This window comes from Cellulosimicrobium sp. So1_17 (assembly GCF_055181235.1).
In genome coordinates this window covers 2,420,767-2,432,415 of sequence record NZ_CM143702.1, presented here as the reverse complement: position 1 = coordinate 2,432,415, position 11,649 = coordinate 2,420,767, and the positions used below count along the sequence as shown (strand labels likewise).

9 protein-coding genes are annotated in these 11,649 nt (G+C 75.4%); 5 read left to right on the top strand and 4 right to left on the bottom strand.

Features of this window, described 5'->3' with window-relative positions; translation table 11 throughout:
• Positions 1 to 34 precede the first annotated feature (34 nt).
• A complete protein-coding gene (locus tag ACZCLJ_RS10735) occupies positions 35 to 1,000 on the top strand; it encodes a CAP domain-containing protein (protein ID WP_463103665.1) in 966 nt (321 codons plus the stop codon).
• A gap of 90 nt (positions 1,001 to 1,090) precedes the next feature.
• Here the strand turns inward: ACZCLJ_RS10735 and ACZCLJ_RS10730 are convergent, their stop codons facing one another.
• The 3 genes from ACZCLJ_RS10730 to ACZCLJ_RS10720 form a co-directional block, all read right to left on the bottom strand.
• Positions 1,091 to 1,654, bottom strand: coding sequence for a methylated-DNA--[protein]-cysteine S-methyltransferase (locus tag ACZCLJ_RS10730; protein ID WP_463103664.1), 564 nt, complete (start codon positions 1,652 to 1,654; stop codon positions 1,091 to 1,093).
• Positions 1,651 to 3,324 carry an AlkA N-terminal domain-containing protein gene (locus ACZCLJ_RS10725; RefSeq protein ID WP_463103663.1) on the bottom strand — a complete coding sequence of 558 codons (1,674 nt, stop codon included), beginning with the start codon at positions 3,322 to 3,324 and terminating at the stop codon, positions 1,651 to 1,653. Before ACZCLJ_RS10725 ends, ACZCLJ_RS10730 begins: the two co-directional genes overlap by 4 nt.
• A gap of 65 nt (positions 3,325 to 3,389) precedes the next feature.
• Positions 3,390 to 4,418, bottom strand: a complete 1,029-nt coding sequence (locus ACZCLJ_RS10720; protein WP_463103662.1) for an alpha/beta hydrolase — start codon at positions 4,416 to 4,418, stop codon at positions 3,390 to 3,392.
• 22 nt (positions 4,419 to 4,440) lie between these two features.
• Between ACZCLJ_RS10720 and ACZCLJ_RS10715 the strand changes: the two genes are divergently transcribed.
• On the top strand, positions 4,441 to 5,541 hold the full coding sequence (locus ACZCLJ_RS10715) for an enoyl-CoA hydratase/isomerase family protein (protein WP_463103661.1): 1,101 nt from the start codon (positions 4,441 to 4,443) through the stop codon (positions 5,539 to 5,541).
• A gap of 77 nt (positions 5,542 to 5,618) precedes the next feature.
• Here ACZCLJ_RS10715 and ACZCLJ_RS10710 read toward each other — a convergent pair whose 3' ends face one another.
• Positions 5,619 to 7,136 carry an LppM family (lipo)protein gene (locus ACZCLJ_RS10710; RefSeq protein WP_463103660.1) on the bottom strand — a complete coding sequence of 506 codons (1,518 nt, stop codon included), beginning with the start codon at positions 7,134 to 7,136 and terminating at the stop codon, positions 5,619 to 5,621.
• A gap of 193 nt (positions 7,137 to 7,329) precedes the next feature.
• Here ACZCLJ_RS10710 and clpB point away from each other — a divergent pair, with 193 nt between their 5' ends.
• The 3 genes from clpB (at position 7,330) to ACZCLJ_RS10695 (ending at position 11,622) form a co-directional block, all read left to right on the top strand.
• Positions 7,330 to 9,954, top strand: a complete 2,625-nt coding sequence (gene clpB / locus ACZCLJ_RS10705; protein ID WP_251152632.1) for an ATP-dependent chaperone ClpB — start codon at positions 7,330 to 7,332, stop codon at positions 9,952 to 9,954.
• 158 nt (positions 9,955 to 10,112) lie between these two features.
• A complete protein-coding gene (locus ACZCLJ_RS10700) occupies positions 10,113 to 11,102 on the top strand; it encodes a diacylglycerol/lipid kinase family protein (protein WP_251152631.1) in 990 nt (329 codons plus the stop codon).
• Between the two features lie 79 nt (positions 11,103 to 11,181).
• The gene (locus ACZCLJ_RS10695; protein ID WP_463103659.1) at positions 11,182 to 11,622 is read left to right on the top strand and encodes a hypothetical protein; all 441 of its coding nucleotides are present in this window, start codon (positions 11,182 to 11,184) and stop codon (positions 11,620 to 11,622) included.
• Positions 11,623 to 11,649 lie beyond the last annotated feature (27 nt).

Here is an 11,649-nt window from a genome sequence, read left to right as displayed (position 1 = left end):
GCACAGATCGGACGAACCTCGCTAGGGTCGTGCGATGGCCCCGCCCCGCACGCCCCGGCACCTCCGCGGCGGTCCGGTCCCGGTACCGGCGCCCGCAGCAGCGCCGCCGTCCGGTGCCCGACGGCGCTCGGGCGCCCCCGCGCGCCACCTGCGGTCGACGCCCGGTGCGGTGGGAGCCGTCACCGCCGGTGTCACGGCGGTGCTGGTCCTCGGGCCGTCGGCCGGGCTGACCGCGGCGACGATGACCGGCGAGCTGCGCCCTGAGCACGCCGGCCGCCTGGGGCCTGTCGTCGCCGCCCTGCCCTGGTCTCCCGGTGCGGTGCCCGGCGACCTGCTCGCGGAGCGCGAGCGGTACGCCGCCTCCCGGACGCTGCCCCAGCGGTACGACGTCGACGGCGCCGGACCCGCCGCGCCGTCGGGCACCCCGGGGACGAGCACCGCGGCCTCGGGATCCCCGGCCGCGGACACGCCGACCACCGACGCCGCGCCGCCGGCCGCGGAGGCCGCTCCGCAGCCCGAGCCGTCACCCGCGCCCACGGCCGCGCCGGACGCGACGGTGGAACCCGCCCCGCCGAGCGCGTCACCGCCCGCCGCGGCGCCGACCGTCGCCGCCGCACCCGGACCGGACGTGCTCTCGGCGGAGGGAGCGGCGGTGGTCGAGCTGACGAACGCCGAGCGTGCCGCCGCGGGGTGCGAGCCGCTCGCCGTCGACGAGCGGCTCACCGCCGCGGCCCAGCTCCACAGCGAGGACATGCTCGCGCAGGACTACTTCGACCACACGAGCCTCGACGGGCGTTCACCGTGGGACCGGGCCGAGGCGCAGGGCTACGAGAACCCGGGCGCCGAGAACATCGCGAAGGGGCAGGCCACGGCCGAGGAGGTCGTGCGGGCCTGGATGGACTCGCCGGGGCACCGCGCGAACATCCTGGACTGCGACCTGCGGGAGATCGGCGTCGGGCACGCCGAGCGCGTCTGGACGCAGCTCTTCGGTCGGGGCTGAGCAAGCCACCGCCCAGCTGCATCCTCCGTGCCGTCCTCCGCGGGGACACCGCACTGCGGGCCGGCGGCCCGGCGGTGGCGGCCGGGCGTCTCACACGGCAAGGGTCCCGACGGCGCCGGCGACGGCGCGCTCCCGGTCGAGCAGGCTGCGCTTGATCTCGAGGCCGTAGCGGTACCCGCCGAGGCTGCCGTCGGTCCGCAGGACGCGGTGGCACGGCACGAACAGCGCCGCGGCGTTCATGGCGCACGCCCCCGCCGCGGCGCGCACGGCGGCGGGCCGGCCCGACAGCTCGGCGTACCCGGTGTAGGTCACGGGCGCGCCGGGCTCGACCGTGCGCAGCACGTCCCACGCGTGGGCGCGGAACGGTCCGGAGACCTGCCGGACGGGGACACCGTCGATGGCGTGCACGTCGCCCGCGTAGTAGGCGAGGACCGCGACGACGGCGGCCGCGACAGGGGTGGCGTCGTCCGGCACGGGCGTGACGTCGGACGGCCGCAGGTCGGGGTGGACGAGCGCGACGAGCGCGTCGACGTCGTCCGTCCACCCGGAGGCGAGCACGGCGCCGTCGGGCGCGGCGACGACCGTGAAGGGCCCGTCGGGCGTGGCGACCGTGGTCGTCGTGGCGGTGGTGGTGGCGGTGGCGGTGGGGGTCACGGGGTCTCCTCCAGGAGGGTCGTGGTGGGCGGTGTCGTCATCGGGGCCGCGGGCGACGTCGCGGCGGCGCGCCACAGGTGCATCGCCGCGTAGGAGCGCCAGGGGGCCCAGCGCTCGGCGTGGTCGGCCAGGGCGCGGCGGTCGGCGGGCAGGCCGAGCGCGCGGGCGCCGGCCCGCAGGGCGAGGTCGCCGTCGAGCAGGACGTCCGGGTCGTGCAGGACCCGCATCGCGACGTAGCCGGAGGTCCACGGCCCGACGCCGGGCAGCGCCTCGAGCGCGGACCGCATCGCGACCGGCTCGTCGGCCGTGGACAGGCTGAGGCCGCCGTCGACCAGCGCGCGGGCCACGCCGAGGATCGCGGCGGTCCGGCGCGCCGGCCCGCGCAGGTGGTGGGCGCCCTCGGAGGCGATCGCCGCCGCCGTCGGGAAGAGGCGCGTCGGCCCGAACCGGGACGCGAAGGGCGTGCCGAGCGCGCCCGCGAGGCGGGTCAGGTGCGTGCGCGCGGCCGCGACGGAGATCTGCTGACCGACGAGCGCGCGCACGAGGATCTCGACCGGGTCGACCGCGCCGGGGACCCGGACGCCCGGGGTCGCGCGGACGGAGCCCGCCAGAGCCGGGTCGACGGCGAGCGCGGCGTCGACGGCCTGCGGGTCCGCGTCGAGGTCGAACAGGCGGCGGACGCGCGCGACGGCAGCGGGCAGGTCGGCGACGGACGTGAGCTCGAGCTCGACGTGGAACCGTGACTCGCCCGGCACCGGGCCGTAGGACGCGCGGAACGCCCCGGGCCCGTGGGGCAGGGCGATCGTGCGCGCGTACGTGAGGTGGGGTGCGTCGAGCGGACCGACGACCTCCACGCCGCCCACCGCGCGGGCGGCGAGGAAGCCGAAGACCCCGCGGGCGTCGTACGGCTCGCGCAGCGGCAGCGTGAGCGCCAGCGTCGCCGTGGTGGTTGCGGCGGTCGGCGCGTCGGGCGGACCGTCGACGGTGCTCGCGGTGACCGAGGCGTCGACCGCGGCGTCGACCGGGGGGCGGTGGGGGGCCGGCGTGGTGCGGGGCCGTGCCCGACGGCGCAGCTCGCTCGGCGTCGTCGCGAACACCTCGGTGACGGTGTCGTTGAACTGGCGGATGCTGCCGAAGCCCGCGGCGAACGCGACGTCGGCCAGAGGGAGGTCGGTCCCCGTGATCAGGGACCGCGCCGTCTGGGCGCGCAGCGCGCGGGCGAGCGCGATGGGCCCCGCGCCGAGCTCGGCCAGCAGGACGCGGTGCAGGTGGCGCGGCGAGTAGCCGAGGCGCGCGGCGAGGCCGTCGACACCTTCGCGGTCCACCACGCCGTCGCCGACGAGCCGCATCGCGCGCGCCGCGAGGTCGTGCCCCAGGTCCCAGCTGGGCGTCCCGGGGACCGCCTCGGGCAGGCACCGCTTGCAGGCGCGGTAGCCGGCCTCGTGCGCAGCGGCGGACGTGCGGTAGAACGTGACGTTCTCGGGCCGCGGCGTACGGGCGGGGCACGACGGGCGGCAGTAGATGCCCGTCGTCCGCACGGCGGTGATGAACTGCCCGTCGAACCGGCGGTCACGCGACGCGATGGCGCGGTAGCGCTCGGCGAACACCGGGTCGTCGCTCGCCGTCGTCGGCGCGTCGGTGGGCGTCGAGGTCGGGTGCGTCGTGGTCATGACCCGATCCTCGCGCGCGGCAGGCGTCGCTGGCTAGCGGGAATCGGACATGGCGGAGGCGGCCGTCAGACGTGCTGGTCGAGCCAGTCGAGGCTCCCGCGGAGGTACGTTGTCCGGGCAGGCTCGGGGGAGAGCGCGAGGTCGTGCGCGCCGCCCTCCACGGTCACGACCGTCACGTCGTCTCCGAGGTGCCGCGCACGCGTCGTGATGTGCTCGACGTCCAGCACGGAGTCCGTCGTGAGCAGCTCCTCGTGCCATCCGGCGGCGGGGCCGCTCCGCGCCGACGAGAGCACGAGCACAGGGCAGTCGATCGCCAGGCCTCGGGCGAGGCGCGACTGCGACCGGCGCACGCTGCGCACGAAGCCGGCCCGCGCCGGGAACCCCTCGAGCGGCTTCCAGGCGAGGTCGAAGTCCCACTCGCCGCCCGTGCTCACGTGCAGCGCTCGCGGCCAGCTCTCGTCCAGGTGCCCGACGACGAGCCGCGGCGCGAACCGCCCGACCACGTCGATCGCCCACGTGACCGGGCCGCGGTAGATCCACGGCCTGTTGAGCTCGAACCACGGGCTGTTGAGGACGAGCGCCGCGAGCAGTCCTGGCCGCGCGTCGGCCCACAGGCTCGCGACGAGGCCGCCCGTCGAGTGGCCGAGGACGACGAGGCGGTCGTGACCCTCAGCGCGGATCGCGCGCGCGGCGGCATCGAGGTCCTGCGCGTACACGGCGAGGTCGGTGACGAAGTTCGGGTCGTCGTCGGGCCGCGACGGCGCGCCCGAGCCGCGACCGACGGACCGGCCGTACCCGCGCAGGTCGAGCGCGTAGAACCGGTAGCCGCGGGCCTCGAACGCCGCGGCGACGTGGGTCTGGAAGAAGTAGTCGATGTACCCGTGCACGTACAGCACGGCCGGGTGGTCGGCGGGCCGGACGGCGGCGGCCTCGCCGTCCGCGGCCTCGCCGTCGGCCGGTTCCGCCGGGTGCCCGACGCCGGGGCGCACCCGCCGCACGAGGGTCGCCACCGCGCCGTCGGGCAGGGGGAGGTCGCGGGCGACCCAGTCGTCGCCCAGGACGTCGGGTCGCCAGTCGTCCGTCGCGGAAGCCATGCCCGACGGTACCGTGACACGGATGACGAGCCAGATCATCGCGCGCGCCGACGACGCCGTCGGCCACCTGACCCTCGACCGTCCCCGTGCGCTCAACGCGCTCGGCTACGACATGCTCGGCGAGATCGCCGCCGTCCTCGACGCGTGGCGCGACGACCCGACGGTCCGCGTGCTCCTGCTCGACGGCGCCGGCGACCGCGGACTCTGCGCGGGCGGCGACATCCGGGAGCTGCACGCGTCGATCGTCGCGGGACGGACGGCCGACGCACGGCGGTACTTCCGTCGGGAGTACGCCGTGGACGCCGCGCTCGCCGAGAGCCCGGTGCCCGTCGTCGCGATCATGGACGGCGTCACCATGGGCGGCGGGGTCGGCCTGGCCGGGCACGCGACCGTGCGCGTGGTCACGGAGCGCTCGCGGGTCGCGATGCCCGAGACGCGCATCGGCTTCACGCCCGACGTCGGGGGCTCGTGGCTGCTCGCGCGGGCGCCCGGGAGGCTCGGCGAGCACCTCGCCCTCGGCGCCGTGACGATGGACGGCGCCGACGCGATCCACGCGGGCCTCGCCGACCACTACGTGCCGACCGAACGGCTCGGGCTGCTGCACGAGGACCTCGTCGCGCTCGCGACCTCCGGCGTCGACCCGCTGGACCCGCAGGCCGTCCACGCCGTGGCGCTGCGGCACGCGATCGTGCCGCCCCCGTCGGCGCTCGCGGCCCGGCAGGACCGCGTCGACCGCTGCTACGGCGAGGAGGGCGTGCCCGGGATCGTCGCCGCGCTGCGTGCGGAGGCCGACGCGGGCGACGAGGAGTCCGGTGCCGAGGCCGACGAGCTCGAGGTGCTGTCCCCGACCGCCGTGACCGTCACGCTCGCAGCGGTCCGCAGCGCTCGTGGGCTCACCGACCTGCGGTCCGCCCTCGAGCAGGAGTACCGCCTCGTCGCCTGGTTCGTCGACACGCAGCCGGACCTCGTCGAGGGGATCCGCGCCCAGGTCGTCGACAAGGACCGCGACCCCTCGTGGTCGCCGGGCTCGCTGGCCGACGTCGACCCCGGGCTCGGCGCCGTCGCGCTCGCCTACGAACCGGCAGAACCCCTCTGGGGCTCGGCCGGCAGGGTCGCGAAGTAGTACGGCAGGTCGCGAGGTAGAACCCGCCGGGTTCTACCTCGCGACCTGCCGTACTACCTCGCGGAACAGGCTAGGCGTCAGGTCGGCGGGCGGAGCCGCGTCGCGTCGTCGATCTCGTCGTCACCGTCGTCGTTGCCGGGCCCCGTGCGACCGGGGTCCGACGCCGCGGCGCCCGGCTGCGGCGGGAGCGGCTGGGTCGGGGCGGGCGGCACCGGTCCGGGCTGCGGAGGCAGCGGCTGCGTGGTGGCCGGGCCCTGCTGGTACGGAGTCGTCGGTGCCTGCTGCGGGTGCCCGGGTGCGCCGGGGTATCCGGGCTGCTGGCCCTGCGGCGGCGCGTACGGGCCCTGCGGGGTACCCGGACGGCCGGGCTGCTGGCCCGGCGCGGGCGGGTACTGCCCCTGCGGGCCGGGCTGCTGCCCCTGCGGGCCGGGCTGCTGACCCTGCGGGCCGGGCTGCTGGCCGGGATATCCGCCCTGCTGCGGCGGGTACTGGCCGGGTTGGCCCTGCTGACCGGGGTAGCCGCCCTGCTGCGGGGGGTACTGGCCAGGCTGGCCCTGCTGCCCGGGGTAGGCGGCGGGCGGCTGCTGACCCGGCTGGCCGGGGTACTGGCCCGGCTGACCGGGGTACTGACCCGGCTGACCGGCGTACTGGCCGGGCTGACCGGGGTACTGGCCCTGCGGGGGACCCGGCTGGCCCGGGTACTGGCCCGGGTACTGACCCTGCGGCGCGCCGGGCTGACCCGGGTAGCCGCCCTGGGCGAGTCCCGCGTCACCGTCCTGCGCGTCCGGCTTCTTGCGCAGCACCAGCCAGAGCACGAGGCCGATGATCGCGAGCAGGAGGAGCCCGCCGACCAGGCCGAGGACCCACCAGGGGAAGCCGGAGCCCTCGTCGCCGTCCGAGTCCGCGGACGAGCCCGTGGTGCCGTCGTCCGTGCCGTCGTCGGAGCCGTCGGTCGAGCCGTCCGTGGTCCCGTCGCCCGGGTCCGCCGCGGCGCCCCCGGCAACGGCCGACCCGCGGGCCGAGAGCTCGGTGACCTCGCCGATCACGGGGGTCCAGGTCACGGTGTTGCCGTCGACCTCGCCATTGGTCTCCGCGACCTCACCGGGGAACGTGATGGAGATGCTGACCTCGAAGCCCTCCATCATCTGGCGGGTCATCTCGTCCGACTCCGGATCGGTCCCGTCCATGCCCATCTCCTCGTCGGACATGTCCATCGAGCCGCTCACCACGAACTCGTCGCCCTCGCGCGTGATGGAGAGCTCGTCCGTGGCGCCCGTCGACATGTCGGAGATCGGCTGACCGGTGTAGGTCATCCGCGTGCCGGTGTAGCCGTCCTCGGCGTAGGGCTCCTGGGTCGCACCGGGCGGGAGCTCGCCCTCCATCTCCGAGCCCATCTGGTCCCACAGCGCCTGCGGGTCCTGGCCGAGCGCCTCGGCCGTCTCGTCGGAGATCGCCATGACGATCGTGCCGTCGGCCGTGTCGTCCTCGTTGAGCGTGAGGTCCATGTCGATCCTCATGCACCCGGCGAGGAACAGTGCAAGGGTGGCGAGGAGGGCGCCGAGTCCGAGTCGCTTGCGCAGTGGCGAGGGGTTCACCTGTCCAGCATGTCGCGGATCCGCGGCGGGGGCGAGGGTCGATGCCGATTTGAGACGAACGTCCGGAGACTTCATCCGTCCCGGCCCGCAGGGCCGTGCGCATGGCGGGCGAGCCAAGTTGAGCGGAATACACTCAACTTGAGGACCGTTCCACTGGTCAGACCCTGTTCCCTGATCAACCACCGGAGCCCCGATGGAGACGAAGTTCACCACGATGTCGCAGCAGGCGATCGGCGACGCGATCCAGACCGCCACCGCTGCGGGCAACCCCCAGCTCGAGCCGACCCACCTCCTGGCGGCGCTGCTCGCCCAGGACGGCGGCGTCGCCGTCGGGCTGCTCGACGCCGTCGGCGCGGACAAGCAGGCGATCGGCCAGCGGCTGCGCGCCGCGCTCGTCGCGCTGCCCACGGTGAGCGGCTCCGCCGTCGCGCAGCCCCAGCCGTCGCGGGCGACCTCGGCCGTGCTCGAGAACGCCTCGAAGGAGGCGCAGGGGCTCGGCGACGAGTACGTCTCGACCGAGCACCTGCTCATCGGTCTGGCCGCGGGCTCGTCGCAGGCCGCGACGATCCTCCAGCAGGCCGGCGCCCCGGCGGACGCGCTGCGCTCCGCGCTGCCCGCGGTCCGGGGGAGCGCACGTGTCACGAGCCCCAACCCCGAGGGCACCTACAAGGCGCTCGAGCAGTACGGCACCGACCTCACGGCCGCGGCCGCCGACGGCAGGCTCGACCCCGTCATCGGCCGCGACTCCGAGATCCGCCGCGTGGTCCAGGTGCTGTCGCGCCGCACGAAGAACAACCCCGTCCTCATCGGGGAGCCCGGCGTCGGCAAGACGGCCGTCGTCGAGGGCCTCGCGCAGCGCATCGTCGCCGGCGACGTCCCCACGTCCCTGCAGGGCAAGCGGCTCATCTCCCTGGACCTCGCGAGCATGGTCGCGGGCGCGAAGTACCGCGGTGAGTTCGAGGAGCGGCTCAAGGCCGTGCTCGAGGAGATCCGCTCGTCCGACGGCGAGGTCGTCACCTTCATCGACGAGCTGCACACCGTCGTGGGCGCCGGCGCAGGTGGAGAGGGCGCGATGGACGCGGGCAACATGCTCAAGCCCATGCTCGCCCGCGGCGAGCTGCGGCTCGTCGGCGCCACGACGCTCGACGAGTACCGCGAGCACGTCGAGAAGGACCCGGCGCTCGAGCGCCGTTTCCAGCAGGTCTTCGTCGGCGAGCCGTCCGTCGAGGACACGGTCGCGATCCTGCGCGGCCTCAAGGAGCGGTACGAGGCGCACCACAAGGTGACGATCGCGGACTCCGCGCTCGTCGCCGCCGCATCGTTGTCCGACCGGTACATCCCCGGCCGCCAGCTCCCCGACAAGGCGATCGACCTCGTCGACGAGGCCGCGTCGCGCCTGCGCATGGAGCTCGACTCGTCGCCCGTCGAGGTCGACGAGCTGCAGCGCGCGGTGACACGTCTCGAGATGGAGGAGGTCGTGCTCTCCGAGTCGACCGACCCCGCGAGCCTCGAGCGCCTCGAGCGGCTGCGTGCCGACCTCGCCGACCGCCGGGAGGAGCTCGCGTCGCTCACCGCGCGGTGGGAGGCCGAGAAGGCCGGGCACAACCGCGTCGGCGACCTGCGCGCGAAGCTCGACGAGCTGCGCGTCCAGGTCGAGCGCGCGATCCGCGAGGGCGACCTCGAGACCGCCGGGCGCCTGCAGTACGGCGAGATCCCGCAGGTGCAGCGCGAGGTGGACGAGGCGGAGCGCGCCGAGGCCGCCGAGGGCGCGGCCGACGCGGTCGGCGGAGCGGACACCGCGCCGATGATCGCGGACAAGGTCGGTGCGGACGAGATCGCCGAGGTGGTCTCGGCGTGGACCGGCATCCCGGCGGGCCGCATGCTCCAGGGCGAGTCCGAGAAGCTCCTCCACATGGAGGAGGTCATCGGCGAGCGCCTCATCGGGCAGCGCTCCGCGGTGTCCGCGGTGTCCGACGCCGTCCGGCGCGCGCGTGCGGGCGTCGCCGACCCGGACCGTCCCACGGGCTCGTTCCTCTTCCTCGGCCCCACGGGCGTCGGCAAGACCGAGCTCGCGAAGTCGCTCGCGGACTTCCTGTTCGACGACGAGCGCGCCATGGTGCGCATCGACATGTCGGAGTACTCCGAGAAGCACAGCGTCGCCCGCCTGGTCGGCGCGCCCCCGGGCTACGTCGGCTACGAGGAGGGTGGCCAGCTCACCGAGGCCGTGCGCCGTCGGCCGTACTCGGTCGTGCTGCTCGACGAGGTCGAGAAGGCGCACCCCGAGGTCTTCGACATCCTGCTCCAGGTGCTCGACGACGGCCGTCTCACCGACGGCCAGGGCCGCACCGTCGACTTCCGCAACGTCATCCTCGTGCTCACGTCGAACCTGGGCTCGCAGTTCCTCGTGGACCCGCTGCTCGAGGACTCCGCCAAGCACGAGGCCGTCATGAGCGCCGTCCGGGCCAGCTTCAAGCCGGAGTTCCTCAACCGCCTCGACGACGTCATCGTGTTCGACCCGCTGAACCTTGAGGAGCTCGGCCGGATCGTGGACCTCAGCGTGGCGCACCTCGCGGCGCGCCTCGCCGACCGCCGGATCACGCTCGACGTGTCGCCCGCCGCGCGCGAGTGGCTCGCGCTCGAGGGCTTCGACCCCGCCTACGGCGCGCGCCCGCTGCGCCGCCTCGTGCAGCGCGAGATCGGCGACCGCCTCGCGCGAATGCTCCTCGCGGGCGACGTCGCGGACGGAGACGTCGTGCGCGTGGACCGCGATCCCGACGGCGGGGGCCTCACCCTGGCCACGGAGGTGCTGACCGCCTGAGGGCGGTGACGGTTCGGCGGCCCGGTCGCGTCCTCGGCAGCTCGCGCTGCCGAGCACGGCCCGGGCCGCCGAGGCGCGTCCGGGCTCCCGAACCGTCGTCGTGCGCCGCCGGACCCCCGCCGGGGCGCGCGGAGGCGCCGACCTCGCCATACTCAGGTGTGCCCAACGACCCGCAGGCCCCCGAGACCGCCCAGCCCGCCGTCGAGCAGCGGGAGGACGACCGCCGCCCGCTGCGCTCGGCGGTGATCGTCAACCCGAACCGCGTCGAGGGGCTCGACGAGCTCCGCGAGGAGATCGCCGACGCGCTCGCGGACGCGGGCTGGCCCGAGCCGGCCTGGTTCGACACGACCGCCGAGGACCCGGGGACGGGCCAGGCGCGCAGCGCTGTCGAGGGCGGCGCCGAGGTCGTCTTCGTCGCCGGGGGCGACGGCACGGTGCGCGCCTGCATCGAAGGGCTCGCGGGCACGGGCGCCGCGCTCGCGATCCTCCCCGGGGGCACCGGCAACCTGCTCGCGACCAACCTCGGCATCCCGACGCGTTCCGTCGACGGCATCCGGATCGCGCTCGAAGGGGGGCGTCGGACGATCGACGTCGGCGAGGTCGACGGCCAGGCTTTCGCCGTCATGGCCGGGATGGGCCTCGACGCCGCGATGATGGACGACGCCCCCACGGCGCTCAAGGCGCGCGCCGGGTCGATCGCGTACGTGTTCTCCGCCCTCAAGCACCTGGCGGACGACGAGATGCACCTCGAGGTGACCGTCGACGGCGCGACCCGTCGCCGCCGCGCTCGCACCGTCGTCGTGGGGAACGTCGGCCGGCTCCAGGCCGGGACGAACCTCCTCCCCGACGCGGAGCCCGACAACGGCCAGCTCGAGGTCGCGATCATCGCACCGCGCAACGTCAAGCACTGGGTCCAGCTGCTGTGGGGGGTCGTGCGCGGCAAGAGCCGGGTGCCGAGCCGCGAGGTCGTGCGGGGCCGGGAGATCTCCGTCGTCTCCGACCGGCCCCAGCCGCGACAGCTCGACGGCGACGTCATCGAGCCGTCCGAACGGCTCGACGTGAGTGTCCGCCCGGACGCGCTCGTGGTGTGCGTCTACCAGCCCGAGGAGTCCGACGACCTCGCCGAGGGCGGGCCGAAGGGCTCCTGACTCTCCCTGACCTCGCGGCGGCGGCCGCCGGCGGCGGGTCGCCGCCCTGGCCACGGAGGACTCCGGCAGGATGACTGCCATGAGCGCCCCGGAGACCCCGCCACCCGCCTCGCCGTACGGCGCGGCGCCCCACCCGTACGGCGACGCCTACCCGCCCGGCGCGCAGCCGGGCGCTCCGTCCCCGGCAGGGCCGACGAAGCCCACGCTCCGGTCGGGCCTCGCCCTCGTGTCGTTCTGGGCGGGCGTCGCGACGGTGCTCGTCGGCGCCGTCTACACGCTCGCGCTGCCCGTCGTGATCCGGTCGATGAGCTTCACCTCGACGTCGTACGTCGTCCTGCAGGCCGGGCACGGCATCCTGTCCGTGGTCCTCGCTCTCGTCGCCGTGGTCACAGGGCTCGTCGTGCTCGTGCGGCGCGCGCCCGGGACCGGCTTCGCGGCCGCGGGCACGGCGCTCGGGGCGGCGGCTCTCGTGAGCGTCGTGCTGGGTCTCCTCCAGGGCGTGATCCTGCGGACCTTCTGAACCGCTCCGTCGCCGGCCGGCGTCCAC

Excerpts from the sequence above, each read along its gene's own strand:
- ACZCLJ_RS10735 (WP_463103665.1), top strand. The coding sequence starts at position 35 with ATGGCCCCGCCCCGCACGCCCCGGCACCTCCGCGGCGGTCCGGTCCCG.
- ACZCLJ_RS10725 (WP_463103663.1), bottom strand. The coding sequence starts at position 3,324 with ATGACCACGACGCACCCGACCTCGACGCCCACCGACGCGCCGACGACG.
- ACZCLJ_RS10720 (WP_463103662.1), bottom strand. The coding sequence starts at position 4,418 with ATGGCTTCCGCGACGGACGACTGGCGACCCGACGTCCTGGGCGACGAC.
- ACZCLJ_RS10715 (WP_463103661.1), top strand. The coding sequence starts at position 4,441 with ATGACGAGCCAGATCATCGCGCGCGCCGACGACGCCGTCGGCCACCTG.
- clpB (WP_251152632.1), top strand. The coding sequence starts at position 7,330 with ATGGAGACGAAGTTCACCACGATGTCGCAGCAGGCGATCGGCGACGCG.
- ACZCLJ_RS10695 (WP_463103659.1), top strand. The coding sequence starts at position 11,182 with ATGAGCGCCCCGGAGACCCCGCCACCCGCCTCGCCGTACGGCGCGGCG.